Below are 23,414 nucleotides of genomic sequence, written 5' to 3'. Positions count from 1 at the left end.
TGCCAACTTGGAAGCGTCACGCTTCTGACCTATATCGTGGGGAGCCGGCCACCAGCCTGCTCCCCACATCGCTAAGGAAGTCCGACCATGGCCCGCAGCCATCCGCTCGACCGCTATCGCAACATCGGCATCATGGCGCACATCGACGCCGGCAAGACGACGACGACCGAGCGCATCCTGTATTACACCGGCAAGTCCTACAAGATCGGCGAAGTGCACGAAGGCACCGCGACGATGGACTGGATGGAGCAGGAGCAGGAGCGGGGCATCACCATCACCTCCGCCGCGACGACGTGCAAGTGGCGCGCCGCCGAGGGCAAGGGTGACGAGCACCTGATCAACATCATCGACACGCCCGGCCACGTCGACTTCACCATCGAGGTGGAGCGTTCGCTGCGCGTGCTGGACGGCGCGGTCGCCTGCTTCGACGGCGTCGCGGGCGTCGAGCCGCAGTCCGAGACGGTGTGGCGCCAGGCCGACAAGTATGGCGTGCCGCGCATGTGCTTCGTCAACAAGCTGGATCGCACCGGCGCGGACTTCTACTTCTGCGTCAACTCGATCATCGATCGCCTCGGCGCGCGTCCGGCGGTGCTGTACCTGCCGATCGGCATGGAAGGCGGCTTCAAGGGCCTCGTCGACCTGGTCGAGAACCGCGCGATCATCTGGCTGGAAGAGAGCCTGGGCGCGAAGTTCGAATATCGCGAGATCCCCGAGGATCTGGTCGAGAAGGCCGCCAAGTATCGCAGCGACCTGATCGAGATGGCGGTCGAGCTCGACGACGAGGTGATGGAGCAGTATCTGGAGGGCAACGAGCCCGACACGGCGACGCTCAAGCGCCTGATCCGCAAGGGCACGCTCTCCATGGCGTTCGTGCCGGTGGTGTGCGGCTCCGCGTTCAAGAACAAGGGCGTGCAGCCGCTGCTCGACGCGGTGGTCGATTATCTGCCGTCCCCGCTCGACGTGCCCGCCATCAAGGGCGTGAAGCTCGACGGCGAGACGCCGGACGAGCGTCCGTCGGACGACAATGCACCCTTTTCGGCGCTGGCGTTCAAGATCATGAATGATCCGTTTGTCGGCACGCTGACCTTCGCCCGCATCTATTCGGGCAAGCTCGAGGCGGCGTCGCAGGTGACCAACTCCGTCAAGGACAAGAAGGAGAAGGTCGGCCGCATGCTGCTGATGCATGCGAACGAGCGCGAGGACATCCAGGTGGCCTATGCGGGCGACATCGTCGCGCTGGCGGGCCTGAAGGACACGACGACGGGCGACACGCTCTGCGCGCCGACCGCGCCGATCATCCTCGAGCGGATGGAGTTCCCCGAGCCCGTCATCGAGCTGTCGGTGGAGCCGAAGACCAAGGCGGACCAGGAGAAGATGGGCGTCGCGCTCAATCGCCTCGCCCGCGAGGATCCCTCCTTCCGCGTGTCGTCCGACGCCGAGAGCGGCCAGACGATCATCAAGGGGATGGGCGAGCTCCACCTCGAGATCATCGTCGATCGCATGAAGCGCGAGTTCAAGGTCGAGGCGAATGTCGGTGCGCCGCAGGTGGCGTACCGCGAGAGCCTCGCGAAGAAGGTCGACGTCGACTACACCCACAAGAAGCAGTCGGGTGGCTCGGGTCAGTTCGGCCGCATCAAGTTCACGGTCGAGCCGGGCGAGCGCGGCCAGGGCGTCGTCTTCAAGGACGAGGTCAAGGGCGGCAACATCCCGAAGGAGTATATCCCCTCGGTCGAGAAGGGCATCCGCGAGGTCGCCGCAACGGGTTCGCTGATCGGCTTCCCGATCATCGACTTCACCGCGACGCTCTATGACGGTGCTTATCACGACGTCGATTCGTCGGCGCTGGCGTTCGAAATCACCGGTCGGGCCGGCATGCGCGAGGCTGCCCAGAAGGCAGGCATCAAGCTGCTCGAGCCGATCATGAAGGTCGAGGTGGTGACGCCCGAGGATTATCTCGGCGACGTGATCGGCGACCTTAACTCGCGGCGCGGGCAGATCCAGGGCACCGATACGCGCGGCAACGCGCAGGCGGTCGAGGCTCAGGTGCCGCTCGCCAACATGTTCGGTTACGTCAACCAACTGCGCTCGTTCACGCAGGGTCGCGCGCAGTACACGATGCAATTCTCTCACTATGAGGAAGTGCCGTCGAACGTCGCCGACGAAGTGAAGGCGAAGCTGGGCTGAGGCAGTCGGGGCCAGGCTCGCCTGGCCCCGTGACGCCGAAGGCTGGTATCGGCCGAAAAAGCTGCTATGGGCGCGCTCTCTCGCGGGTGCGCCCGCACCCCCGAAAGATTCGAAGCAAGGTAGGACCAAATGGCGAAGGCTAAGTTTGAGCGGAACAAGCCGCACTGCAACATCGGCACCATCGGGCACGTCGATCACGGCAAGACGTCGCTCACGGCCGCCATCACCAAGGTGCTCGCCGAGACCGGCGGCGCGACCTTCGTCGACTATGCCAACATCGACAAGGCTCCCGAGGAGCGTGAGCGCGGCATCACCATCTCGACCGCGCACGTCGAGTATGAGACCCAGGCGCGCCACTATGCGCACGTCGATTGCCCGGGCCACGCCGATTATGTGAAGAACATGATCACCGGCGCCGCGCAGATGGACGGCGGCATCCTCGTCGTGTCCGCGACGGACGGCCCGATGCCGCAGACCCGCGAGCACATCCTGCTCGCCCGCCAGGTCGGCGTGCCGGCGCTGGTCGTGTTCATGAACAAGGTCGACCTGGTCGACGACGCCGAGATCCTCGAGCTCGTCGAGCTCGAGATCCGCGAGCTGCTCTCCTCCTACGACTTCCCGGGCGACGACATCCCCGTCATCCAGGGTTCGGCGGTGAAGGCGCTCGACGGCACCAACGACGAGATCGGCAAGCAGGCCGTCCTGAAGCTGATGGCTGCCGTGGACGAGTATATCCCGCAGCCGGAGCGTCCGCTCGATCGTCCGTTCCTGATGCCGATCGAGGACGTGTTCTCGATTTCGGGTCGCGGCACCGTCGTGACCGGCCGTGTCGAGACCGGCATGGTCAAGGTCGGTGAGGAAGTCGAGATCGTCGGCCTCAAGGACACCCGCAAGACGACCGTCACCGGCGTCGAGATGTTCCGCAAGCTGCTCGACTCGGGCCAGGCTGGCGACAACATCGGCGCGCTGCTGCGCGGCGTGGCGCGTGACGACGTCGAGCGTGGTCAGGTGCTCTGCAAGCCCGGCTCGATCAAGCCGCACACCGATTTCTCCTCCGAGGTCTACGTGCTGTCGAAGGAGGAGGGTGGCCGTCACACGCCGTTCTTCGCCAACTACCGTCCGCAGTTCTACTTCCGCACCACGGACGTGACCGGCACCGTCGAGCTGCCCGAGGGCACCGAGATGGTCATGCCCGGCGACAACGTGCAGCTCGGCGTCAAGCTGATCGCCCCGATCGCCATGGAGGAGGGCCTGCGCTTCTCCATCCGTGAGGGTGGCCGCACCGTCGGTGCAGGGGTTGTCGCTTCGATCTCGAAGTAATATAGGCGCAAGCCTGACGAGCCGGCCGGCACCCTTACGGGGTGTCGGCCGGTTTGCTTTTTATGGAAGCCCCTTGAACGCAGGCAACTGTGGACGGGGCATGGCTCTTTCGCATCGGTAGGGACAATGGACAGCAACATCCGCATTCGCCTGAAGGCGTTCGATCACCGCGTGCTCGATCAGGCCACGGGCGAGATCGCCAACACCGCCCGCCGCACCGGCGCGCTCATCCGCGGTCCGATCCCTCTTCCGACGCGCATCGAAAAGTTCACGGTCAACCGTGGGCCGCACATCGACAAGAAGTCGCGCGAGCAGTTCGAGGTTCGCACCTACAAGCGCCTGCTCGACATCGTGCAGCCGACGCCGCAGACCGTCGACGCGCTGATGAAGCTGGACCTCGCGGCCGGCGTTGACGTCGAGATCAAGCTGGCGTAATAGGCCGGCTTCCGCGGGCGGTGATTCACTGCCCGCGTTCGTTTTTGGGGCGCTGCTCCGGAAACGATGGGAGTGACAGGGATACCGGCCAGCTCGCTGGCGACCGAGTCCCCGCCTTTCACCTTCGGTGAAAACCAGCCCGGGGCGGGGGAATTTCGGCATGGGTTGGAGGCTCCGGATGACCGGGGCCTTTTTCGTTGGAGCACGCCCGCAGGATTGCGGGCCTCTGTTGGGGAGTGAGTGGATCATGCGCACTGGCGTGATCGCGAAGAAAATGGGGATGACCCGCCTGTTCCAGGAGGATGGCCGGCACGTGCCCGTGACCGTCCTGCACCTGGACGGCGTGCAGGTCGTCGCCCGCCGGGAAGCCGACCGCGACGGCTATACTGCAGTTCAGCTGGGTGCCGGCGCCGCGAAGGCGAAGAACGTCGCCAAGCCGCAGCGCGGCCACTTCGGCAAGGCCGAGGTCGAGCCAAAGGCGATCCTCGCGGAGTTCCGCGTCGATGCCGACGGGCTGCTCGATGTCGGTGCCGAGCTGTCGGCCGACCATTTCGTCGCCGGCCAGCTGGTCGACGTGTCGGGCCACACGCAGGGCAAGGGCTTCCAGGGCGGCATGAAGCGCTGGGGCTTCGGCGGTCTGCGTGCCACCCACGGCGTCTCCGTCTCGCACCGCTCGCTCGGCTCGACCGGCCAGCGCCAGGATCCGGGCAAGGTCTTCAAGAACAAGAAGATGGCCGGCCACATGGGCGACCGTCAGCGCACCCAGCAGAACCTCGAGATCGTCCGCACGGACGCCGAGCGCGGCCTGCTGTTCGTGCGCGGTTCGGTTCCCGGCTCCAAGGGCACGTGGCTGCTCGTCAAGGACGCGACGAAGGTCGATCGTCACGCCGATGCGCCGTTCCCCGCGGGTCTGCTGGAGCGCAAGGCTCCGGTGATCGAACATGCCGAGGCCGGCCTCGTCGATGCGGGTGCCGTGCACGAGCTGCCGCCGCTGCCGGGCGCCGATGAGGTGCAGGCCGGCGTCGCTGCGGCGGATGCGCAGGCCGGTCCTGACGGCGGCGCGCCCAGCGATGCGCCGGCGGAAGGCTCGGTGAACGACATCGACAACGCCACCCCCAACAACCCCGGCCAGAAGGAGGGCTGATCATGAAGGTTTCGGTTCAGACCCTCGGCGGCGAGACCGGCGGCGACATCGAGCTCGCCGACGCGATCTTCGGCCTCGAGCCGCGTGCGGACATCCTGCACCGCGTCGTCACCTGGCAGCTCGAGAAGCGCCGCGGCACCGCCCGTCCGACGCGCGAGCGTGCGGACGTGGCCCGCTCGGGCAAGAAGCTCGGTCGCCAGAAGGGCGGCGGCACGGCGCGTCACGGCGATCGCCGCGCTCCCGTCTTCATCGGCGGCGGCAAGGCGCACGGCGCCCGTCTGCGTGACTTCAACCCGAGCCTCAACAAGAAGGTCCGGGCGCTTGGTCTCAAGATGGCGCTCAGCAGCAAGGCCAAGGACGGCAGCCTGATCGTGGTCGACGGCCTCGACGTGGAAGCCGGCAAGACCAAGGCGCTGGCGGGCCAGTTCGCCGCGCTGAACGTCGGCGTGAAGACGCTGGTGATCGACGGCGACGCGCTCAACGTCTCCTTCGCGAATGCGAGCGGCAACCTGCGGGGGGTCAACCTCCTGCCGGCGGTCGGCGCGAACGTGTACGACATCCTGAAGCATGACACGCTGGTGCTGACGCGCGCCGCGGTCGAGAAGCTGGAGGCGCGCCTCAATGGCTAAGAAGCAGGCCGGCGCGGTCGAGCTCGCCCACTATGACGTGGTGCTGGGGCCGCACATCACCGAGAAGTCGACCCTGCTCTCGGAGCAGAACGCGGTCGTCTTCAAGGTCGCCAACAAGGCATCGAAGCCCGCCATCAAGGCGGCGGTCGAGGCGCTGTTCGGCGTGTCCGTGACGGGCGTCAACACGATCGTCGTCAAGGGCAAGACGAAGAAGTGGAAGGGCCGCGATTACAAGCGGTCCGACGTCAAGAAGGCGATCGTGACGCTGGCCGAGGGCCAGTCGATCGACGTGACGGAAGGGGTGCGCTGAGATGGCGCTCAAGCATTATAATCCGACCTCGCCGGCGCGGCGTGGCCTGATCCTCGTCGACAAGTCGTCGCTGTGGAAGGGCAAGCCCGTCAAGGCGCTGACCGAGGGCAAGCGCAAGTCGGGTGGCCGCAACAACCAGGGCCACGCCACCGCGCGCGGCATCGCGGGCGGCCACAAGCAGAAGTATCGCTACGTCGACTTCAAGCGGCGCAAGTGGGATCAGCCGGCCACCGTCGAGCGGCTGGAATATGATCCCAACCGTTCCGCCTTCATCGCGCTGGTGAAGTATGAGGACGGCGAGCTGGCCTACATCCTCGCACCGCAGCGTCTCGCCGCGGGCGACCAGGTCGTCGCCGCCAAGCGCACCGACGTGAAGCCGGGCAATGCGATGGAGATCGGCCAGGCGCCGGTCGGCACGATCGTCCACAATGTCGAGATGAAGCCCGGCAAGGGCGGTCAGATCGCGCGGGCGGCGGGCACCTATGTGCAGGTCGTCGGCCGTGACAAGGGCATGGTCATGGTTCGCCTGAACTCGGGCGAGCAGCGCTATGTCCGCTCCGACTGCATGTGCACGGTGGGTGCGGTGTCGAACCCTGACAACGCCAACCAGAACCTCGCCAAGGCCGGCCGCAACCGCTGGCTGGGCAAGCGCCCGCTGACGCGCGGCGTCGCGAAGAACCCGGTCGACCACCCGCACGGCGGTGGTGAGGGCCGGACCTCGGGCGGCCGTCATCCGGTCACGCCTTGGGGCAAGCCGACCAAGGGTGCGCGCACCCGCCACAATAAGTCGACCGACAAGATGATCATCCGGTCGCGTCACGCGAAGAAGAAGAGGTAAGCGATGGCCCGTTCCGTCTGGAAAGGCCCGTTCGTCGAGCTCAGCCTGCTGAAGAAGGCGCAGGTTGCCAACGAGCAGGGTGCCCGCGCGCCGATCAAGACCTGGTCGCGCCGCTCCACCATCCTCCCCGACTTCGTCGGCCTGACGTTCAACGTCTATAATGGCCGCAAGTTCGTGCCGGTGTCGGTCAACGAGGACATGGTCGGCCACAAGCTCGGCGAGTTCGCGCCCACGCGCTACTTCCCGGGTCACGCCGCCGACAAGAAGGGCAAGCGCTGATGAGCAAGCCTGCATCCCCCCGCAAGGTGGGCGACAAGGAAGCCCTTGCCGTCAACACCAACGTGCGCGGCAGCCCCTACAAGCTCAATCTCGTCGCGGGCCTGATCCGCGGCAAGAAGGCCGGCGACGCGCTGAACATCCTCGCTTTCTCCAAGAAGGCGATGGCGGTGGACGTCCGCAAGGTGCTGCAGAGCGCCATTGCGAACGCCGAGAACAACCACAATCTGGATGTCGACGCGCTCGTCGTTCAGGAGGCGAGCGTCGGCAAGTCGATCGTGATGAAGCGGTTCGCCACCCGCGCCCGCGGCCGTTCGACCCGCATCATCAAGCCGTTCGCGCGCATCCGCGTGGTCGTGCGCGAGCAGGAAGAGGCGTAAGATGGGTCAGAAATCCAACCCGATCGGGATGCGGCTCCAGATCAACCGCACCTGGGACAGCCGCTGGTATGCCGACGGCGCCGATTATGGTCGGCTGCTGCTTGAGGATCTGAAGATCCGCAAGCACATCATGTCGTCGCTGCCGCAGGCCGCCATCTCCAAGGTGGTGATCGAGCGTCCGGCCAAGCTGTGCCGCATCTCCGTCTATGCCGCGCGCCCAGGCGTGATCATCGGCAAGAAGGGCGCGGACATCGAGAAGCTGCGCCGCACGCTCGGCAAGATGACCTCGTCCGACGTGTCGCTGAACATCGTCGAGATCCGCAAGCCCGAGATCGATGCCAAGCTCGTCGCGCAGTCGGTCGCCGATCAGCTCGAGCGTCGTATCGCCTTCCGTCGTGCGATGAAGCGCGCGGTGCAGTCGGCGCTGCGTCTCGGCGCCGAGGGCATCCGCATCACCTGCGCCGGCCGTCTCGGCGGCGCGGAGATCGCGCGGACCGAATGGTATCGCGAAGGCCGGGTGCCGCTGCACACGCTTCGCGCCAACGTCGACTATGCCGAAGCCGAAGCGCACACCGCTTATGGCGTCTGCGGCGTCAAGGTGTGGATCTTCAAGGGCGAGATCCTCGGCCATGATCCGCTCGCGCAGGATCGCCTGATGATGGAGGCCCAGACCTCCGGCGTGCGCCCCGCACGCGACGACGACCGCCGTCGCTGAGGAACTGAGAGATGCTGCAACCAAAGCGCACCAAATTCCGCAAGGCCTTCAAGGGCCGCATCCACGGCGACGCCAAGGGTGGCACCGCGCTGAACTTCGGCGCGTTCGGCCTGAAGGCGATGGAGCCGGATCGTATCACGGCCCGCCAGATCGAGGCGGCCCGCCGCGCGATAACGCGCCACATCAAGCGCCAAGGCCGCTTGTGGATCCGTATCTTCCCGGACGTGCCCGTCTCGTCGAAGCCCGCCGAAGTCCGCATGGGCTCGGGCAAGGGCGCGCCTGAGTTCTGGGTCGCCCGCGTGAAGCCCGGCCGCATCCTGTTCGAGCTGGACGGCGTCCCCGGCCCGCTCGCCCGCGTCGCTTTCGAGCGTGCGATGGAGAAGCTGCCGATCAAGACCAAGGTCGTCGCCCGCCTGGGCGAGTCCGTGCACGAGGCCGTGTAAGAAAGATGGCGAAGATCGAAAACCTCACCGCGAAGAGCGACAGCGAGCTGATGGATCAGCTCGGCGAGCTGAAGCGGGAGCAGTTCAACCTGCGCTTCCAGGCCGCGACCAGCCAGCTGGAGAAGCCCAGCCGCGTGCGCGAGGTGCGTCGCACCATCGCGCAGATCAAGACGCTCCAGGCGCAGCGCATCGCTGCGTCGGGCAAGTAAGGAGAGCCAGCCATGCCGAAGCGCGTGCTGACCGGAACGGTGGTCTCCGACAAGACCGACAAGACGGTGGTGGTCCTCGTCGAGCGGAAGGTTAAGCACCCGCTCTACGGCAAGATCATCCGCCGCTCGAAGAAGTATCATGCTCACGATGCCGAGAACCAGTATCGCCCCGGCGAGACGGTCCGCATCGAGGAGTGCAAGCCGATCTCCAAGCTCAAGACTTGGACGGTCATCGAACGGGTCGACACGCATGTCGCACCCGAAGCCGCACACGCCTGAACGGGAGGGCTGAACCATGATCCAGATGCAGTCCAACCTCGACGTGGCCGATAACTCGGGCGCCAAGCGCGTCCAGTGCATCAAGGTGCTCGGTGGCTCCAAGCGGCGCTTCGCGACCGTGGGCGACGTGATCGTCGTCTCGATCAAGGAAGCTGCGCCGCGTGGCAAGGTGAAGAAGGGCGACGTTCACCGTGCGGTGATCGTGCGCACCGCCAAGGACATCCATCGTCCCGACGGCTCCACCATCCGCTTCGACGGCAACGCCGCCGTCCTCATCAACAAGAACAGCGGCGAGCCGATCGGCACGCGCATCTTCGGGCCGGTGGTGCGCGAGCTCCGCGCCAAGAACCACATGAAGATCATCTCGCTCGCGCCCGAGGTGCTGTGATGGCTGCTGCGAAGATCAAGAAGGGCGACAAGGTCGTCGTCCTGTCCGGCAAGGACAAGGGCAAGCATGGCGAAGTGACCAAGGCTCTCCCGAAGGAGGGCAAGGTCATCGTGTCCGGCGTCAACGTCGCGACCCGCCACCGCAAGCCGAGCCAGGCCAATCCGCAGGGCGGGCTGGAGCGGATCGAAGCGCCGCTCCACGTGTCCAAGGTGGCGCTGGAAGATCCGAAGACGGGCAAGCCGACGCGCGTCCGCTTCGAGGTTCAGGACGGCAAGAAGGTCCGCGTGGCCGTCAAGTCCGGGGAGACGATCAATGGCTGACGGCTACACGCCCCGGCTGCGCAAGCTGTACGACGAGACGATCGTCAAGGCGATGACCGAGAAGTTCGGTTATGCCAACCCGATGCAGGTGCCCAAGCTCGACAAGATCGTGCTGAACATGGGCGTCGGCGAAGCGACGCAGGACAAGAAGAAGGTCGAGCAGGCCGCGGCAGAAATGACCGCGATCGCCGGCCAGAAGGCCGTCATCACCAAGGCCAAGAAGTCGATTGCGCAGTTCAAGCTGCGCGAAGGCATGCCGATCGGCTGCAAGGTGACGCTGCGTCGCGAGCGGATGTACGAGTTCCTCGACCGCTTCGTCACGATCGCGCTGCCGCGCGTCCGCGACTTCCGCGGCCTCAGCGACAAGTCGTTCGACGGCCGTGGCAATTACGCCACCGGCCTCAAGGAGCAGCTGATCTTCCCCGAGATCAGCTACGACAAGGTCGACAAGATCCGCGGCATGGACGTGATCGTCACGACCACCGCCAACACCGACGAGGAAGCGCGCGAGCTGCTCCGTCTGTTCGGTTTCCCGTTCCCGCTGCCCCAGGGCACGTCGGCTCCCGAGCCGGCCCAGCAGGCCGCTTGAGGCGTTAAGGAAGAGAGCTTAAGTCCATGGCGAAACTGAGTTCGATCAACAAGAACGAGCGGCGCAAGAAGCTGGTGAAGCAGTATGCGCCGAAGTTCGCGAAGCTGAAGGCGATCGCGAACGACGAGTCGCTCGACGAGACCGAGCGTCTCATCGCGCGCCTGAAGATGGCCGAGCTGCCGCGCAATGCGCACCCGACCCGCGTGCGCAACCGCTGCGAGGTGACCGGCCGTCCGCGCGCTTATTACCGCAAATTCCGCCTCGCCCGCGTGATGCTCCGTGAACTTGCCACCCGTGGCATGATCCCCGGCGTCACCAAGTCGAGCTGGTGAGGGCTACCTTATGTCGATGACCGATCCCGTGGGCGATCTGCTCACCCGCATCCGCAACGGCCAGCGCGCCCGCAAGGACAGCGTCACGAGCCCGAAGTCGAAGCTTCGTGCGCGCGTGCTCGATGTGCTCCAGCGCGAAGGCTATATCCGCGGCTATGGCGACGAAGAGGTGGGCGGCCATGAAGGCCTGCGCATCGAGCTGAAGTATTTCGAGGGCCAGCCCGCGATCCAGCACATCGCCCGCGTCTCCAAGCCCGGCCGTCGCGTCTATTCCGGCAGCCAGGAGCTGCCGCGGATCCGCAACGGCCTTGGCATCACCATCGTCTCGACGCCCCGTGGCGTTCTGTCCGACGCGGAAGCGCGCGAGCAGAATGTCGGCGGCGAGGTTCTCGCGGAGGTCTTCTGATGAGCCGCATCGGCAAGAAGCCGGTCCCCGTGCCGGCCGGCGTCACCGCCAGCATCGAGGGCCGCACGCTCAGCGTCAAGGGCCCGAAGGGCACGCTCACGCTGCCGCTCGCCGACGAGGTGAGCTATGCGGTCGAGGACGGCAACGTCTCCGTCCAGCCGGCGAACGAGACCAAGCGCGCGCGCTCCTTCTGGGGCATGCAGCGCACGCTGGTGCAGAACCTGATGACGGGCGTGACGCAGGGCTTCACCAAGCAGCTGCTGATCACCGGCGTCGGCTACCGCGCCAACGCGCAGGGCAAGAAGCTGAAGCTCCAGCTCGGCTACAGCCACGACGTCGACCTGGATGTGCCGGAGGGCCTGACGGTCGCGACGCCGGATCAGACGACGATCAACATCACCGGCATCGACAAGCAGGTGGTGGGCCAATTCGCCGCCGAGATCCGCCGCTGGCGCAAGCCCGAGCCCTACAAGGGCAAGGGCATCAAGTATGCCGGCGAGTTCATCTTCCGCAAGGAAGGGAAGAAGAAGTAATGGCCAAGCTGACTGTCTTTCAGAAGCGGCGCCAGCGCGTCCGCACGGCGCTCCGCGCCAATGGCGGTGGCCGTCCGCGGCTGTCGATCCATCGCTCGGGCCGGCATATCTATGCGCAGGTGATCGACGATGCGGCGGGCCGCACGATCGCGGCGGCGTCGTCGCTCGACAAGGACGTGCGCGGCACGACCGGTGCGACCGCTGCGGCGGCGGCCGAAGTCGGCAAGCGCGTGGCCGAGCGGGCGAGCGCGGCGGGCGTGACCCGCGTCGTGTTCGACCGCGGTGGCTTCCTGTTCCACGGCCGCGTCAAGGCGCTGGCGGATGCCGCCCGCGAAGGCGGATTGGAGTTCTAAATGGCTGACGAGACCGAAATCCAGGCGGGTGCCCCCGAGGGCGCGCCGGTCGATGCGGCACCGGCCGGTGGCGAGGGCCGTGGTCCGCGCGGTCCGCGCGGCGGCCGTGGGCGTGGCCCCGGCGGCGGCAATCGTGACGGGCGTGGCCGCGACGGCCGTGGCCGCCGCGACGATCGCAACCGCGACGAGGGTGGCGAGGAGCTGATCGAGAAGCTCGTCCACATCAATCGCGTGTCCAAGACGGTGAAGGGCGGCAAGCGCTTCGGCTTCGCAGCGCTGGTCATCGTCGGCGACGGCAAGGGCCGGGTCGGCTTCGGCCACGGCAAGGCGCGCGAAGTGCCCGAGGCGATCACCAAGGCCACTGCGGCGGCCAAGAAGGCCATGGTCCGCGTGCCGCTGCGCGAGGGTCGCACGCTGCACCATGACGGCAACGGCCACTTCGGCGCCGGCCGCGTGACGCTGCGCGCGGCGCCGCAGGGCACCGGCATCATCGCGGGTGGCCCGATGCGCGCCATCTTCGAGAGCCTGGGCGTTGCCGACGTCGTGACCAAGTCGGTCGGCACGTCCAACCCGTACAACATGATCCGCGCCACCTTCCAGGCGCTGAGCGAGCAGACTTCGCCGAAGTCGGTCGCGCAGCGGCGCGGCAAGAAGATCGCCGACCTGCTCGGCCGCGGTGGCGCCTCCGAGGCGGTTGCCGAGGCGGACGCCGCGGCGGTCGTGGAGTGAGCGAGATGGCCACGATCAAGATCACGCAGATCGGTTCGCCGATCCGGCGCACCCAGGATCAGCGCGCGACGCTGATCGGCTTGGGCCTCAACAAGATGCACCGGACCCGGGAGCTGGAAGACAGCCCCGAGGTCCGCGGGATGATCCGCAAGGTGCAGCACATGGTCAAGGTCGAGGGCTGAACCCAATACCTTGATGGAGGGACAGGCCGGTGGCTATGCCGCCGGCCTTTCTCTTATGAGACGCCGGCGGCAGCGCCCGTCCGGGTCATTGCCAGCGGCGCCGATAGCCGCTATCGGCCCGCGCTTCCCAATTCCGCGCGACCAAAGCGAAAGCGAGTGCACAGACCATGAAACTGAACGAAATTCGCGACAATGACGGCTCCCGCAAGGGCCGGATGCGCGTTGGCCGTGGTATCGGCTCCGGCAAGGGCAAGACTTCGGGCCGCGGCCAGAAGGGTCAGAAGAGCCGCGAGGGCGTCTCGATTAAGGGCTTCGAGGGCGGTCAGATGCCGCTCCACATGCGTCTGCCGAAGCGTGGCTTCAACAATCCCTTCACCAAGGACTATGCCGAGGTCAATCTCGGCCAGTTGCAGAAGCTGGTCGATGCCGGCACACTGGCGACCGACGGCACGATCGATCACGCCGCGCTGAAGGCGGCGGGCGTGGCGCGCGGCGGCAAGGATGGCGTGCGCCTCCTCGCCAAGGGTGCGCTGACGTCCGCGCTGCGCTTCCGCGTCGCCGGTGCCTCCGCGTCGGCCAAGGCTGCGGTCGAGGCGGCAGGCGGCTCGGTCGAGGTGATCGAGGTCGTCGCGGCCAAGGACAAGGCGGCCGCCAAGCACCGCGTCGCCCAGAAGGAGCGTGCGGCCGACAAGTCGGCCAAGCAGGCGGCGGCCCGCGGCTGATCGCCGGGCCAACGCCTTGGCGCATACGGGCTTAGACATGCCCGCCTGACATCTTATATGGCGGCGGGGCCGGCGTTCGCGCCTCCCCGCCGTCTTCATATCCGGGATCGTTCGTCCACATGGCATCCGCAGCCGAACAACTGGCCGCCAACGTCAGCCTGTCGCAGTTCGCGAAGGCGACGGACCTCAAGAAGCGGCTGTGGTTCACCATCGGCGCGCTGATCGTGTTCCGCCTGCTCAGCCACGTGCCGCTGCCCGGCATCGATCCGCGCGCGCTGACCACCCTGTTCAACACGACCAAGGGTGGCGTGTTGGATTTCTTCAACACCTTCTCCGGCGGCGCGCTCAACCGCATGTCGCTGATCGCGCTCGGCGTGATGCCCTACATCACCGCCTCGATCGTCGTGCAGCTGTCGACCTCGCTGTCGCCCGCACTCGCCGCGATCAAGAAGGAGGGTGAGAGCGGGCGCAAGAAGCTCAACCAATATACCCGCTACGGCACGGTGCTGCTCACCGCCATCCAGGGCTATTTCATTGCGGTCGGGCTCGAGAGCTGGGGCGCCAGCGAAGGCATGAGCGCGGTGGTGCAGCCCGGCATGCTGTTCCGCGTGACGACGGTGATCTCGCTGATCGGCGGCACGATGTTCCTGATGTGGCTGGGTGAGCAGATCACCAGCCGCGGCATCGGCAACGGCGTGTCGCTGATCATCATGGCCGGCATCGTCGCCGAGCTGCCGCGCACCATCGTCAACGAGCTGAACTCGATCCGCACCGGCGCGGGCAGCGGTCTCGCCGCGCTTGCCGCACTGGCGATGATCATCGGCCTGATCCTGTTCATCTGCTTCATGGAGCGCGCGCAGCGCCGCGTGCTGATCCAGTATCCCAAGCGCCAGACCGCGCGCGGCATGATGCAGCAGGACAAGAGCCATCTGCCGCTGAAGATCAACACGGCGAACGTGATTCCGCCAATCTTCGCCTCGTCGCTGCTGCTGATGCCGCTGACGATCACGCAGTTTGCCGGCAACCGCATCGATCCGGATACGGCGCTCGGCCAGGCGTTCGGCTGGCTGAACCTCAACCTGGCCCACGGCACGCCGCTCTATCTCGTGCTCTACACGGTCGGGATCGTGTTCTTCTCCTTCTTCTACACCGCGGTGGTGTTCAACCCGGAGGAGACGGCGGACAATCTGAAGCGCTATGGCGGCTTCATCCCCGGCATCCGGCCGGGCAAGAACACCGAAGTCTATCTGGATTACGTGCTGACGCGCATCACCGTGCTCGGCGCTGCTTATCTGGCCTTCATCTGCGTGGTGCCCGAGATGGTCATCCCGCGCAGCCTGATCGGCTTCGGCGGCACCAGCCTGCTGATCGTCGTCAACGTGACGGTGGATACGGTGACGCAGATCCAGAGCCACCTGCTCGCCCACCAATATGGTGATCTCATCAAGAAGGCGAAGCTCAAGGGTGGCGCGCGGCGCTGATCTGCGCCACGGACGACCAAAAAGGGGAGAGGCCGTCGATGAACATCATCCTGCTGGGGCCGCCAGGGGCGGGCAAGGGCACGCAGGCGACGCGGCTGGAGCGCGAGCGCGGCATGGTGCAGCTCTCCACCGGCGACATGCTGCGCGCGGCCGTGAAGGCGGAAACGCCCGTCGGGCTGAAGGCCAAGGCGGTGATGGAGGCGGGTGGGCTCGTCTCCGACGCGATCGTCTCGGCGCTGATCGGCGAGCGGCTCGATTCGCCGGAGGCACAGCGCGGCGCCATTTTCGACGGCTATCCCCGCACGCAGGCGCAGGCCGAGGCGCTCGACATCCTGCTGGAGGAGCGCGGCCGCAAGCTCGACCATGTGATCGAGCTGGCGGTGGACGAGGATGCGCTGGTCGAGCGGATCACCGGGCGCTTCACCTGCGCGCGCTGCGGTGCCGGCTATCACGACACGTTCAAGCAGCCGGCCGTGCCGGGCGTCTGCGACGTCTGCGGCAATGACGAGTTCAAGCGCCGCCCGGACGACAATGCCGAGACGGTGCGCACCCGCATGGCCGAATATCGCGCCAAGACCGCGCCGATCCTGCCTTATTACGAAGCGCAGGGGCTCGTGACCCGCGTCGACGGCATGGCCGACATGGATGCGGTGGCATCCTCGCTCGAGGCGATTCTCGGGCCCAGGTAACGCCCGCGTGGGGCGGACGTGGCGCGGGGACCGTCGCGCCGCCAGCCCGCGCTTCTCCCCTAATCACAGAGCTGCAGGCGCGCGCCGACGGCCCCAGGTCGTCGCTGCACGCGCCTGCATGAACCATTTGTCATGCCCCCTCCACCGCCGCGTATGGCACAGGTGCCTAGAGATGGTGACGACGCCGCGGGGCGCATCCCGCGGCCGACCAAGGAGATCCAGGCATGAACATCCTGCGCCGTATCGCTCCGCTCGCCATGTTGGCCGTCGTCGCCACGCCTGCGCTGGCCGCACATGCGCCCAAGGCGAAGACCGAGAAGCCGGCCAAGCACGTCAAGGTGGTCAAGACCGTCAAGACGACCAAGGCCGCCAAGACCAACTGATCGGGACCATCTGCGCGGCGCACATTCCCTGTCCCTAGGTGCGCTGCACAGCGGCTGCCCGGCGCGACTGACCCCCGCGCCGGGCGGCCATCTTGCATCCGGGCGGCCGGTTGCGTGAGGATGAAGCGATGGGCCGCAGGATCCTGCTGATCGAAGATGATGTCGAGACCGCGGACTATGTCGCGCGCGGCCTTGCCGAGCAGGGCCATGTCGTCGATCGCGCCGCCGATGGCCGCCAGGGCCTGTTCCTCGCCTCCGATGGCGGCTTCGATCTCGTCATCCTCGATCGGCTGCTGCCGGGCCTGGACGGCCTGTCCGTGCTGCGCGGCTTGCGGGCCGCAGGCGTGGCGACGCCGGTGCTGATCCTGTCCGCGCTCGGCGGTGTGGAGGATCGCGTCTCGGGCCTCGAGGAAGGCTCGGACGACTATCTCGCCAAGCCCTTCGCCTTTGCCGAGCTGTCCGCGCGGACCGCCGCGCTGCTGCGCCGCGGGGAGGGCCGCGCGGTGGCGGAGACGCGCCTGTCCGTCGGCGATCTGGAGATCGACCTGCTCGCCCGCAGCGTGCGGCGGGGCGGGCGGCCCGTGTCGCTGCTGCCGCGCGAATATAAGCTGCTCGAATATCTCGCCCGCCACGCCGGCCGCGTCGTCACGCGGACCATGCTGCTGGAGGGCGTCTGGGATTATCATTTCGATCCGGGCACCAACGTCGTCGACGTCCATGTCGGGCGGCTCCGGCGGAAGCTGGAGGAGGGGGCGCAGACCCCGATCCTCCACACCGTCCGCGGCGCCGGTTACCGGCTGGCGGCAGACCCTTGATCGGGCGCCCTGCATGACCCTGCGCACCGCGCCCACCACCGTCCGCGTCGCGCTGCTCGCCGCTCTGCTCGCGCTCGCCACCAGCCTGACGTTGCTCGGCTTCATCTACTGGCGGATGCATGACGACGCGCTGACGACGTTGCGCGCGCAGGTGGCCGAGGAATCGCGCGTGCTGGCCGAGGTTAGCCGGGCCGGCGGCGTGCAGGCGCTCGCCGCCGCGGTGGCGGGGGAGGCGGCGGTGGACGATCCCGCTTTGATCGTCCTGCTGCTGGATCGTGCCGGCCGCCGGCTCGCCGGCTCGCCGCTGCCGGCACCCGCGGCACGGCTCACCCGCGCCGGCGGCTTCCGCATCGTCGCGGTGGCGGGCGGTGAGGCTGGCGTGATCGCCCGCCCCGTGGCCGGCGGCTGGCTGATCGCCGGCCGTCGCTTCGGGGAACGGCTGGCGTGGCAGCGCACGCTGGAACGCTCGCTCGGGCTCGCCGTGCTGCTTGCAGGCGTGCTGGGCGCGGGCTGCGGCCTGATCGTCGCCCGCTATGTCGGCTCCCGCGTGGCGGCGATCACCGCCGCTGTGGACCGGGTGGGCGCCGGCGCGATGGACGGCCGCGTGCCGCTCGCCGGCAGCCGCGACGCGTTCGATGCCCTGGCGCTCCGCATCAACCGCATGCTCGATCGCATCGGCTCGCTGATGGCGGAGCTGCGGCTGCTAACGGACGGGCTGGCGCACGATCTGCGCTCTCCCATCGGCCGCCTCCGCACCCGGGTGGAGCGCGCGCTTGCCAGCGACGATCCCGCAACGCGCGATCAGCTGCTGCCCGGCGTGCTGGCGGAGGCGGATGCGCTCACCCGCATCCTCACCAACGTGCTCGACATCGGCCGCATGGAGGCGGGCGCACGGCCGATGGACCCGCTCGATCCCGCCGCGCTCGTCGCGGACGTCGCGGAGGTCTATGCGCCGACGCTGGAGGATGCCGGCTTGGCGTTGGCCATCGAGGTGGACGACGCGCTTCCGCCCGTCGCCGGCCAGCGCCAGCTGCTCGCGCAGGCGCTGTCCAACCTCGTCGACAATGCGCTGACCTATGCCGCCGAGGGGCGGCGCCTGTGCCTGTTCGCGCACAAGCGGGAAGGGGGCGTCGCGCTGGGGGTGGCCGATGCCGGTCCGGGCATTCCGCCCGCGTTGCACGGCGAGGCGCGGCGGCGGTTCGGCCGGCTGGATGCCGCACGGTCGGCGCCGGGCGGGGCGGGGCTCGGGCTGGCGCTGGTCGATGCGGTGGCGCGCCATCATGGCGGACGGCTGGAACTGAGCGACGCCCAGCCGGGTTTGATCGCGACGCTGCTGCTGCCCGCATCCGGGCCACCGCTTGACATGGGCCGATTCGCCTCCTAACTCGCCGCCTCCCGAGACAGGTCGTGATCCGGCTGCGCACCTCTGCGCGCGCCGGCTTTTCGCGGTTCGGTTCCCGGGTGACGCGTCGAGATGGGCCGGTCGCCAACTGGCCTGTGGAGCAGGAGATCGAATAGAATGGCACGTATCGCGGGTGTAAACATCCCGACCAACAAGCGCGTCGAGATCGCGCTGACCTACATCCATGGCATCGGCCCGGCCAAGGCCAAGGAAATCACCGCCAAGCTGGGCATCGCGCCCGAGCGTCGCGTCCAGGAACTGTCGGACCAGGAAGTCCTGCAGATCCGCGAGACGATCGACGGGGCCTACACCGTCGAGGGCGACCTGCGCCGCCAGACCGCGATGAACATCAAGCGGCTGATGGATCTCGCCTGCTATCGTGGCCTGCGCCACCGCAAGGGCCTGCCGGTCCGCGGCCAGCGCACGCACACCAACGCGCGCACCCGCAAGGGCAAGGCGAAGCCGATCGCGGGCAAGAAGAAGTAAACGGTCCGGGGGACCGTTTACTCCGCCGGAGGCAGGCCTGCTGATGAAGCGGCAAATCCTCCGGCCCGCATCGACCACATAGATTCAGGTCAGGACGACATCCATGGCACAAGCCCCTCAGCGCCTCCGCCGTCGCGAGCGCAAGAACATCACCGCCGGCGTCGCGCACGTGAATGCCAGCTTCAACAACACCATGATCACCATCACCGACGCGCAGGGCAATGCCATCGCCTGGTCGTCCGCCGGCATGATGGGCTTCAAGGGCAGCCGCAAGTCGACGCCCTATGCCGCCCAGGTCGCCGCCGAGGATGCCGGCAAGAAGGCTGCCGAGCACGGCGTCCGCACGCTCGAGGTCGAGGTCAAGGGCCCCGGCTCGGGTCGTGAGAGCGCGCTGCGCGCCCTCCAGGCGGTCGGCTTCCACATCACGTCGATCCGCGACGTGACGCCGATCCCGCACAACGGCGTGCGCCCGTCCAAGCGCCGCCGCGTCTGATCTCTCCCGGGCGCCGGACTTCCGGCGCGCGTATCAAGTCGGTCCGGGCGGACGCGCACGGACCCAACCCGAAGGGACACCCATGGCCGTCAACGCCAAGAACTGGCAGGAAATGAAGAAGCCGAACGGGCTCGAACGGAAGCCGGGGGGCGATGCGAAGCGGAAGGCCACGTTCGTGGCAGAGCCGCTCGAGCGCGGCTTCGGGCTGACGCTCGGCAATTCGCTGCGCCGCGTGCTCCTGTCGTCGCTTCAGGGTGCCGCCGTCACCTCGATCAAGATCGAGAACGTCCTGCACGAATTCTCGTCGCTGGCCGGCGTGCGCGAGGACGTGACGGACATCGTCCTGAACGTCAAGCAGATCGCGCTCAAGATGCAGGGCGAAGGGCCGAAGCGCCTTCAGCTGTCGGCGACCGGTCCGGCGGAGGTCACCGCGGGCGACATCGCGGTCACCGGCGACATCGAGGTGATGAACCCCGATCTGGTCATCTGCCACCTCGACGACGGTGCCACGCTCAACATGGAGCTGACTGCCGATATCGGGAAGGGCTATGTCCCGGCGGCGAACAACCGCCCGATCGACGCGCCGATCGGCCTCATCCCGGTCGATGCGCTCTACTCGCCCGTGCGGCAGGTCGCCTACAAGGTCGAGAACACCCGCGTCGGGCAGGAGCTTGACTATGACAAGCTGACGCTGACGATCGAGACGGACGGCACGGTCACGCCCGACGATGCGGTCGGCTATGCCGCGCGCATCCTGCAGGATCAGCTGCAGCTGTTCGTCCACTTCGACGAAGGCATGGTCACCGCCTCGGCGCCGATCGGCGTCGCGGTCCCGGCGCATGCCGCGGGCGCGGCGGAGCCGGAAGCCGACACCAACCAGCTCAACCGCTTCCTGCTGAAGAAGGTGGACGAGCTCGAACTGTCGGTGCGTTCGGCCAACTGCCTGAAGAACGACAACATCATCTACATCGGCGATCTCGTCGGCAAGACGGAGGCGGAGATGCTCCGCACGCCGAACTTCGGCCGCAAGTCGCTGAACGAGATCAAGGAAGTGCTGTCCTCGATGGGGCTGCGGCTGGGCATGGAGATCCCCGGCTGGCCGCCCGAGAACATCGAGGAAATGGCGAAGAAGCTCGAACAGGAATATTGATCGTTTCGCGCCCGTTCCGGTGTCGGAATAGGGCGTCTGAGTGTCAACTTCGTCACCTTAAGGGGTTTTGGGCGGTGCCCCCTGTCACCGCCCGGCCCGCAGTGCCTCGTACGGCTGCGGGACGAACGTGAAGGATCGAGACAATGCGCCATCGTGTCGGCGGACGTAAGCTTCAGCGGACCTCGTCCCACCGCGCCGCGCTGTTCCGCAACCAGTCGGCCGCGCTCATCAAGCACGAGCAGATCACGACCACGCTCGCCAAGGCGAAGGAGCTTCGCCCCTATGTCGAGAAGCTGGTCACGCTCGCCAAGCGCGGCGGCCTGTCCAACCGCCGTCTGGCGCATTCCCGCCTGCTCGACGACGCCCAGCTGGTGAAGCTGTTCGACGTGCTGGCGGCGCGCTACGCCTCGCGCAACGGCGGCTATACCCGCATCATCAAGGCCGGCTACCGCGCGTCGGACGCGTCGGCCATGGCGATCATCGAGTTCGTCGATCGCGACACTTCCGCCAAGGGCCAGGATTCGGGTCCGGTCCTGAACGACGAGGATTTCGACGAGGCCGCCTGAGCCTCATCGGGGCAGAAGCGGTTGCAGAAGGGGCCGGGGACGTTAGTCTCCGGCCCTTTCCGTATTCGAGGGTTCTCCGACGCTTATGCGCTTCCTCCTGCCTTTCCTCCTGCTCGGATCCGCCATGTCCGCCACCGCTGCGCCGCTCTCCTATCCCGCGACCGAGAAGGGCGCGGTTGTCGATCAGTCGTTCGGCCAGGCCGTGCCCGATCCCTATCGCTGGCTGGAGAATGACGTCCGCGTCGATCCCAAGGTGCGTGCCTGGGTGACCGCGCAGAACCAGCTGACCCAATCCTATCTCGCCACGCTCCCCGGCCGCGACGCGATCGAGAAGCGGCTGACGGCGCTGTGGAACTATGAGCGGTTCGGCGTCCCGCGAAAGAAGGGCGGTCGCTACTTCTACACGCGCAATGCGGGCCTCCAGAACCAGTCCGTCCTCTACGTCCGCGATACGCTGGACGGGCAGGGTCGCGTGCTGCTCGATCCGAACGGCTGGTCCGCCGACGGCGCCACGGCGTTGGCGGAGTGGGAGCCGAGTGAGGACGGCAGCAAGCTGCTCTACGCCATCCAGGATGGTGGCACGGACTGGCGCATCATCAAGGTGCTGGATGTCGCGACGGGCAAGACGCTGAGCGACGAGGTCCGCTGGTCCAAGTTCGGTGGCGGCGAGTGGGCCAAGGACGGATCCGGCTTCTATTATTCCCGCTTCGACGCACCGGCCGAAGGCGCGACGTTCCAGGCCACCAACCTCAACCAGAAGGTCTACTTCCACCGCCTCGGCACGCCGCAGAGCGAGGATCGGCTGGTCTATGCCACGCCCGATCATCCCACCTGGGGCCATCATGCGACTGTCAGCGACGATGGCCGCTGGCTCGTCATCAGCACCAACGAAGGCACCGATCCGCGCAACGACGTGACGGTGATCGACCTGAAGCAGCCGAGCGCCAAGCCGCGCCTGCTGTTCACCGGGCTCAAGAACGAGTGGAGCTTCCTCGGCTCGACCGACAGCCGCCTGATCTTCGCGACCGACTCCGATGCACCGATGCGGCGCATCGTCGCGGTGGACACCAGCGACGCGACGCCGCGTCCCGTCCAGATCGTCGGCGAGGACAAGGTCAAGCTGGAAAGCGTCCGCATTGCGGGCAACGCGATCGTCGCCGACTATCTGGTCGACGCCAAGAGCGAGCTGCGCCTCTTCGATCTGGCCGGCAAGCGGCTGAAGGACGTGCCGCTGGCGGGTGTCGGCAGCGTGCTCGCCACCAGCGGTGACATGGGCGAGCGCGAGGCCTTCTTCGCCTTCGCCAGCTTCAACCGGCCGACGACGATTTATCGGCTCGATACCACGACCGGCCAAGCGACGACGTTCGCCGCGCCCAAGGTGGCGTTCAACCCCGACGACTACGTGGTGGAGCAGCGCTTCGTGCCGTCCAAGGACGGCACCAAGGTGCCGCTGTTCGTCGTGCACAAGAAGGGGCTGGACCTCTCCAAGGGCGCACCGACCCTGCTCTACGCCTATGGCGGGTTCGACATCTCGATGACGCCGGCTTTCTCGCCCTCCAACCTCGCCTGGATGGATATGGGCGGCGTGTATGCACAGGCGTCGCTGCGGGGTGGCGGCGAATATGGCCGGGCGTGGCACGATGCCGGCCGGCTCGCCAAGAAGCAGAACGTGTTCGACGACATGATCGCGTCGGGCGAGTATCTGAAGCGCGAGAAGATCGCCTCGGCGCTCGTCGTCCGCGGTGGATCGAATGGCGGGCTCCTGGTCGGCGCTGTCGTCAACCAGCGGCCGGACCTGTGGGCGGCGGCGCTGCCCGCGGTCGGCGTGATGGACATGCTGCGCTTCGACCGCTTCACCGCCGGGCGCTACTGGGTCGACGATTACGGCTATCCGACGAAAGAGGCCGACTGGCGTGTGCTGCGGACCTATTCGCCCTATCACAACATCGCCGCCGGCAAGGACTATCCGGCGATCCTCGTGACGACGGCGGACACGGACGACCGCGTCGTGCCCGGCCACAGCTTCAAATATACCGCGGCGCTCCAGGCGGCGCAGATCGGCAACAAGCCGCACCTGATTCGCATCGAGACGCGCGCGGGCCACGGATCGGGCAAGCCCACTTCCAAGCTGATCGAGGAAACGGCGGATCAGTGGGCGTTCGCCGCAAAATGGTCGGGCCTCGCGCTTCCGGCCGAAGGCACCGCGGCCAAGTAACCGCACGGCCGGGATCAC

Annotated in this window: 33 protein-coding genes; all 33 read left to right on the top strand. The window is 67.1% G+C overall.

From position 1 onward, the window contains the following. Positions 1 to 87 precede the first annotated feature (87 nt). The 33 genes from fusA (at position 88) to BM360_RS13005 (ending at position 23,396) form a co-directional block, all read left to right on the top strand. Complete coding sequence (gene fusA / locus BM360_RS13160; RefSeq protein ID WP_093315310.1) at positions 88 to 2,184, top strand: elongation factor G; 2,097 nt, start codon at positions 88 to 90, stop codon at positions 2,182 to 2,184. A 129-nt stretch (positions 2,185 to 2,313) separates the two neighbouring features. Beyond that, positions 2,314 to 3,504 carry an elongation factor Tu gene (tuf, locus tag BM360_RS13155; protein ID WP_093315308.1) on the top strand — a complete coding sequence of 397 codons (1,191 nt, stop codon included), beginning with the start codon at positions 2,314 to 2,316 and terminating at the stop codon, positions 3,502 to 3,504. A 126-nt stretch (positions 3,505 to 3,630) separates the two neighbouring features. Continuing rightward, a complete protein-coding gene (gene rpsJ, locus BM360_RS13150) occupies positions 3,631 to 3,939 on the top strand; it encodes a 30S ribosomal protein S10 (RefSeq protein ID WP_093315306.1) in 309 nt (102 codons plus the stop codon). A 247-nt stretch (positions 3,940 to 4,186) separates the two neighbouring features. Beyond that, positions 4,187 to 5,083: a 50S ribosomal protein L3 gene (gene rplC, locus BM360_RS13145; protein ID WP_093315304.1), complete on the top strand. Its 897-nt coding sequence runs from the start codon at positions 4,187 to 4,189 to the stop codon at positions 5,081 to 5,083. Positions 5,084 to 5,085: 2 nt separating this feature from the next. Further along, positions 5,086 to 5,712: a 50S ribosomal protein L4 gene (gene rplD, locus BM360_RS13140; protein ID WP_093315302.1), complete on the top strand. Its 627-nt coding sequence runs from the start codon at positions 5,086 to 5,088 to the stop codon at positions 5,710 to 5,712. Next, complete coding sequence (locus BM360_RS13135) at positions 5,705 to 6,022, top strand: 50S ribosomal protein L23 (protein WP_093315300.1); 318 nt, start codon at positions 5,705 to 5,707, stop codon at positions 6,020 to 6,022. Before rplD ends, BM360_RS13135 begins: the two co-directional genes overlap by 8 nt. A 1-nt stretch (position 6,023) precedes the next feature. Further along, positions 6,024 to 6,860 (top strand): 50S ribosomal protein L2, encoded by an 837-nt coding sequence (rplB, locus tag BM360_RS13130; RefSeq protein ID WP_093315298.1) that lies wholly within the window; start codon positions 6,024 to 6,026, stop codon positions 6,858 to 6,860. Positions 6,861 to 6,863: 3 nt separating this feature from the next. Further along, positions 6,864 to 7,139 (top strand): 30S ribosomal protein S19, encoded by a 276-nt coding sequence (rpsS, locus tag BM360_RS13125; protein ID WP_093315295.1) that lies wholly within the window; start codon positions 6,864 to 6,866, stop codon positions 7,137 to 7,139. Then, complete coding sequence (gene rplV, locus BM360_RS13120) at positions 7,139 to 7,516, top strand: 50S ribosomal protein L22 (RefSeq protein WP_093315293.1); 378 nt, start codon at positions 7,139 to 7,141, stop codon at positions 7,514 to 7,516. Before rpsS ends, rplV begins: the two co-directional genes overlap by 1 nt. 1 nt (position 7,517) lies before the next feature. Beyond that, entirely contained in the window at positions 7,518 to 8,231 is a 714-nt protein-coding gene (gene rpsC, locus BM360_RS13115; protein ID WP_093315291.1) for a 30S ribosomal protein S3, read from the top strand. 11 nt (positions 8,232 to 8,242) lie between these two features. After that, positions 8,243 to 8,674 (top strand): 50S ribosomal protein L16, encoded by a 432-nt coding sequence (rplP, locus tag BM360_RS13110; protein WP_093315289.1) that lies wholly within the window; start codon positions 8,243 to 8,245, stop codon positions 8,672 to 8,674. Positions 8,675 to 8,679: 5 nt separating this feature from the next. Next, a complete protein-coding gene (rpmC, locus tag BM360_RS13105; RefSeq protein ID WP_093315287.1) occupies positions 8,680 to 8,883 on the top strand; it encodes a 50S ribosomal protein L29 in 204 nt (67 codons plus the stop codon). Between the two features lie 12 nt (positions 8,884 to 8,895). Next, on the top strand, positions 8,896 to 9,162 hold the full coding sequence (gene rpsQ / locus BM360_RS13100) for a 30S ribosomal protein S17 (RefSeq protein WP_093315285.1): 267 nt from the start codon (positions 8,896 to 8,898) through the stop codon (positions 9,160 to 9,162). Between the two features lie 16 nt (positions 9,163 to 9,178). Next, on the top strand, positions 9,179 to 9,550 hold the full coding sequence (gene rplN, locus BM360_RS13095; protein ID WP_093315282.1) for a 50S ribosomal protein L14: 372 nt from the start codon (positions 9,179 to 9,181) through the stop codon (positions 9,548 to 9,550). Then, complete coding sequence (gene rplX, locus BM360_RS13090) at positions 9,550 to 9,870, top strand: 50S ribosomal protein L24 (protein WP_093315280.1); 321 nt, start codon at positions 9,550 to 9,552, stop codon at positions 9,868 to 9,870. Before rplN ends, rplX begins: the two co-directional genes overlap by 1 nt. Then, positions 9,863 to 10,459: a 50S ribosomal protein L5 gene (gene rplE / locus BM360_RS13085; protein WP_093315277.1), complete on the top strand. Its 597-nt coding sequence runs from the start codon at positions 9,863 to 9,865 to the stop codon at positions 10,457 to 10,459. Before rplX ends, rplE begins: the two co-directional genes overlap by 8 nt. Before the next feature lie 26 nt (positions 10,460 to 10,485). Then, positions 10,486 to 10,791 carry a 30S ribosomal protein S14 gene (gene rpsN / locus BM360_RS13080; protein ID WP_093315275.1) on the top strand — a complete coding sequence of 102 codons (306 nt, stop codon included), beginning with the start codon at positions 10,486 to 10,488 and terminating at the stop codon, positions 10,789 to 10,791. A gap of 10 nt (positions 10,792 to 10,801) precedes the next feature. Further along, positions 10,802 to 11,197: a 30S ribosomal protein S8 gene (gene rpsH / locus BM360_RS13075; RefSeq protein WP_093315273.1), complete on the top strand. Its 396-nt coding sequence runs from the start codon at positions 10,802 to 10,804 to the stop codon at positions 11,195 to 11,197. After that, positions 11,197 to 11,730, top strand: a complete 534-nt coding sequence (gene rplF / locus BM360_RS13070; protein WP_093315270.1) for a 50S ribosomal protein L6 — start codon at positions 11,197 to 11,199, stop codon at positions 11,728 to 11,730. Before rpsH ends, rplF begins: the two co-directional genes overlap by 1 nt. Continuing rightward, positions 11,730 to 12,083 (top strand): 50S ribosomal protein L18, encoded by a 354-nt coding sequence (rplR, locus tag BM360_RS13065; RefSeq protein WP_093315267.1) that lies wholly within the window; start codon positions 11,730 to 11,732, stop codon positions 12,081 to 12,083. Before rplF ends, rplR begins: the two co-directional genes overlap by 1 nt. After that, on the top strand, positions 12,084 to 12,812 hold the full coding sequence (gene rpsE / locus BM360_RS13060) for a 30S ribosomal protein S5 (RefSeq protein ID WP_093315265.1): 729 nt from the start codon (positions 12,084 to 12,086) through the stop codon (positions 12,810 to 12,812). Positions 12,813 to 12,817: 5 nt separating this feature from the next. Continuing rightward, the gene (gene rpmD / locus BM360_RS13055; protein ID WP_093316047.1) at positions 12,818 to 12,994 is read left to right on the top strand and encodes a 50S ribosomal protein L30; all 177 of its coding nucleotides are present in this window, start codon (positions 12,818 to 12,820) and stop codon (positions 12,992 to 12,994) included. Between the two features lie 167 nt (positions 12,995 to 13,161). Beyond that, on the top strand, positions 13,162 to 13,716 hold the full coding sequence (gene rplO, locus BM360_RS13050) for a 50S ribosomal protein L15 (protein ID WP_093315263.1): 555 nt from the start codon (positions 13,162 to 13,164) through the stop codon (positions 13,714 to 13,716). 119 nt (positions 13,717 to 13,835) lie between these two features. After that, positions 13,836 to 15,197, top strand: coding sequence for a preprotein translocase subunit SecY (gene secY, locus BM360_RS13045; RefSeq protein WP_093315261.1), 1,362 nt, complete (start codon positions 13,836 to 13,838; stop codon positions 15,195 to 15,197). A gap of 38 nt (positions 15,198 to 15,235) precedes the next feature. After that, complete coding sequence (locus BM360_RS13040) at positions 15,236 to 15,886, top strand: adenylate kinase (RefSeq protein ID WP_093315259.1); 651 nt, start codon at positions 15,236 to 15,238, stop codon at positions 15,884 to 15,886. A 224-nt stretch (positions 15,887 to 16,110) separates the two neighbouring features. Beyond that, the gene (locus BM360_RS19620; RefSeq protein ID WP_165611307.1) at positions 16,111 to 16,269 is read left to right on the top strand and encodes a hypothetical protein; all 159 of its coding nucleotides are present in this window, start codon (positions 16,111 to 16,113) and stop codon (positions 16,267 to 16,269) included. 128 nt (positions 16,270 to 16,397) lie between these two features. Next, positions 16,398 to 17,084 (top strand): winged helix-turn-helix domain-containing protein, encoded by a 687-nt coding sequence (locus tag BM360_RS13035; RefSeq protein ID WP_093315257.1) that lies wholly within the window; start codon positions 16,398 to 16,400, stop codon positions 17,082 to 17,084. Between the two features lie 13 nt (positions 17,085 to 17,097). Next, positions 17,098 to 18,468 (top strand): sensor histidine kinase, encoded by a 1,371-nt coding sequence (locus tag BM360_RS13030; RefSeq protein ID WP_106407390.1) that lies wholly within the window; start codon positions 17,098 to 17,100, stop codon positions 18,466 to 18,468. A gap of 135 nt (positions 18,469 to 18,603) precedes the next feature. After that, the gene (gene rpsM, locus BM360_RS13025; RefSeq protein ID WP_093315252.1) at positions 18,604 to 18,972 is read left to right on the top strand and encodes a 30S ribosomal protein S13; all 369 of its coding nucleotides are present in this window, start codon (positions 18,604 to 18,606) and stop codon (positions 18,970 to 18,972) included. A gap of 103 nt (positions 18,973 to 19,075) precedes the next feature. After that, positions 19,076 to 19,465 (top strand): 30S ribosomal protein S11, encoded by a 390-nt coding sequence (gene rpsK / locus BM360_RS13020; RefSeq protein WP_093315250.1) that lies wholly within the window; start codon positions 19,076 to 19,078, stop codon positions 19,463 to 19,465. Between the two features lie 82 nt (positions 19,466 to 19,547). Further along, on the top strand, positions 19,548 to 20,615 hold the full coding sequence (locus BM360_RS13015) for a DNA-directed RNA polymerase subunit alpha (RefSeq protein WP_093315248.1): 1,068 nt from the start codon (positions 19,548 to 19,550) through the stop codon (positions 20,613 to 20,615). A 143-nt stretch (positions 20,616 to 20,758) separates the two neighbouring features. Next, complete coding sequence (gene rplQ, locus BM360_RS13010; RefSeq protein ID WP_093315246.1) at positions 20,759 to 21,181, top strand: 50S ribosomal protein L17; 423 nt, start codon at positions 20,759 to 20,761, stop codon at positions 21,179 to 21,181. Positions 21,182 to 21,266: 85 nt separating this feature from the next. After that, complete coding sequence (locus tag BM360_RS13005; RefSeq protein ID WP_093315244.1) at positions 21,267 to 23,396, top strand: prolyl oligopeptidase family serine peptidase; 2,130 nt, start codon at positions 21,267 to 21,269, stop codon at positions 23,394 to 23,396. Positions 23,397 to 23,414 lie beyond the last annotated feature (18 nt).

The organism is Sphingomonas jatrophae (genome assembly GCF_900113315.1).
Lineage (GTDB): Bacteria > Pseudomonadota > Alphaproteobacteria > Sphingomonadales > Sphingomonadaceae > Sphingomonas_P > Sphingomonas_P jatrophae.
The sequence above is the reverse complement of the archived record's forward strand: the minus strand, read 5'-3'. Positions and strand labels throughout refer to the sequence as shown.

What these genes read in the sequence shown, in the direction of transcription:
- rplD (WP_093315302.1), top strand. Translation starts at nt 5,086, where the DNA reads ATGAAGGTTTCGGTTCAGACCCTCGGCGGCGAGACCGGCGGCGACATC.
- fusA (WP_093315310.1), top strand. Translation starts at nt 88, where the DNA reads ATGGCCCGCAGCCATCCGCTCGACCGCTATCGCAACATCGGCATCATG.
- rplQ (WP_093315246.1), top strand. Translation starts at nt 20,759, where the DNA reads ATGCGCCATCGTGTCGGCGGACGTAAGCTTCAGCGGACCTCGTCCCAC.
- rplP (WP_093315289.1), top strand. Translation starts at nt 8,243, where the DNA reads ATGCTGCAACCAAAGCGCACCAAATTCCGCAAGGCCTTCAAGGGCCGC.
- rpsS (WP_093315295.1), top strand. Translation starts at nt 6,864, where the DNA reads ATGGCCCGTTCCGTCTGGAAAGGCCCGTTCGTCGAGCTCAGCCTGCTG.
- rplF (WP_093315270.1), top strand. Translation starts at nt 11,197, where the DNA reads ATGAGCCGCATCGGCAAGAAGCCGGTCCCCGTGCCGGCCGGCGTCACC.
- rplX (WP_093315280.1), top strand. Translation starts at nt 9,550, where the DNA reads ATGGCTGCTGCGAAGATCAAGAAGGGCGACAAGGTCGTCGTCCTGTCC.
- rplC (WP_093315304.1), top strand. Translation starts at nt 4,187, where the DNA reads ATGCGCACTGGCGTGATCGCGAAGAAAATGGGGATGACCCGCCTGTTC.
- BM360_RS13135 (WP_093315300.1), top strand. Translation starts at nt 5,705, where the DNA reads ATGGCTAAGAAGCAGGCCGGCGCGGTCGAGCTCGCCCACTATGACGTG.
- rplR (WP_093315267.1), top strand. Translation starts at nt 11,730, where the DNA reads ATGGCCAAGCTGACTGTCTTTCAGAAGCGGCGCCAGCGCGTCCGCACG.
- BM360_RS13015 (WP_093315248.1), top strand. Translation starts at nt 19,548, where the DNA reads ATGGCCGTCAACGCCAAGAACTGGCAGGAAATGAAGAAGCCGAACGGG.
- tuf (WP_093315308.1), top strand. Translation starts at nt 2,314, where the DNA reads ATGGCGAAGGCTAAGTTTGAGCGGAACAAGCCGCACTGCAACATCGGC.
- BM360_RS13035 (WP_093315257.1), top strand. Translation starts at nt 16,398, where the DNA reads ATGGGCCGCAGGATCCTGCTGATCGAAGATGATGTCGAGACCGCGGAC.
- rpsH (WP_093315273.1), top strand. Translation starts at nt 10,802, where the DNA reads ATGTCGATGACCGATCCCGTGGGCGATCTGCTCACCCGCATCCGCAAC.
- rplE (WP_093315277.1), top strand. Translation starts at nt 9,863, where the DNA reads ATGGCTGACGGCTACACGCCCCGGCTGCGCAAGCTGTACGACGAGACG.
- rpsK (WP_093315250.1), top strand. Translation starts at nt 19,076, where the DNA reads ATGGCACAAGCCCCTCAGCGCCTCCGCCGTCGCGAGCGCAAGAACATC.
- rpmC (WP_093315287.1), top strand. Translation starts at nt 8,680, where the DNA reads ATGGCGAAGATCGAAAACCTCACCGCGAAGAGCGACAGCGAGCTGATG.
- rpsQ (WP_093315285.1), top strand. Translation starts at nt 8,896, where the DNA reads ATGCCGAAGCGCGTGCTGACCGGAACGGTGGTCTCCGACAAGACCGAC.
- BM360_RS13040 (WP_093315259.1), top strand. Translation starts at nt 15,236, where the DNA reads ATGAACATCATCCTGCTGGGGCCGCCAGGGGCGGGCAAGGGCACGCAG.
- rpsM (WP_093315252.1), top strand. Translation starts at nt 18,604, where the DNA reads ATGGCACGTATCGCGGGTGTAAACATCCCGACCAACAAGCGCGTCGAG.
- BM360_RS13005 (WP_093315244.1), top strand. Translation starts at nt 21,267, where the DNA reads ATGCGCTTCCTCCTGCCTTTCCTCCTGCTCGGATCCGCCATGTCCGCC.
- rpmD (WP_093316047.1), top strand. Translation starts at nt 12,818, where the DNA reads ATGGCCACGATCAAGATCACGCAGATCGGTTCGCCGATCCGGCGCACC.
- BM360_RS19620 (WP_165611307.1), top strand. Translation starts at nt 16,111, where the DNA reads ATGAACATCCTGCGCCGTATCGCTCCGCTCGCCATGTTGGCCGTCGTC.
- rpsJ (WP_093315306.1), top strand. Translation starts at nt 3,631, where the DNA reads ATGGACAGCAACATCCGCATTCGCCTGAAGGCGTTCGATCACCGCGTG.
- rpsN (WP_093315275.1), top strand. Translation starts at nt 10,486, where the DNA reads ATGGCGAAACTGAGTTCGATCAACAAGAACGAGCGGCGCAAGAAGCTG.
- rpsC (WP_093315291.1), top strand. Translation starts at nt 7,518, where the DNA reads ATGGGTCAGAAATCCAACCCGATCGGGATGCGGCTCCAGATCAACCGC.
- rplN (WP_093315282.1), top strand. Translation starts at nt 9,179, where the DNA reads ATGATCCAGATGCAGTCCAACCTCGACGTGGCCGATAACTCGGGCGCC.
- BM360_RS13030 (WP_106407390.1), top strand. Translation starts at nt 17,098, where the DNA reads ATGACCCTGCGCACCGCGCCCACCACCGTCCGCGTCGCGCTGCTCGCC.
- rpsE (WP_093315265.1), top strand. Translation starts at nt 12,084, where the DNA reads ATGGCTGACGAGACCGAAATCCAGGCGGGTGCCCCCGAGGGCGCGCCG.
- rplO (WP_093315263.1), top strand. Translation starts at nt 13,162, where the DNA reads ATGAAACTGAACGAAATTCGCGACAATGACGGCTCCCGCAAGGGCCGG.
- rplV (WP_093315293.1), top strand. Translation starts at nt 7,139, where the DNA reads ATGAGCAAGCCTGCATCCCCCCGCAAGGTGGGCGACAAGGAAGCCCTT.
- rplB (WP_093315298.1), top strand. Translation starts at nt 6,024, where the DNA reads ATGGCGCTCAAGCATTATAATCCGACCTCGCCGGCGCGGCGTGGCCTG.
- secY (WP_093315261.1), top strand. Translation starts at nt 13,836, where the DNA reads ATGGCATCCGCAGCCGAACAACTGGCCGCCAACGTCAGCCTGTCGCAG.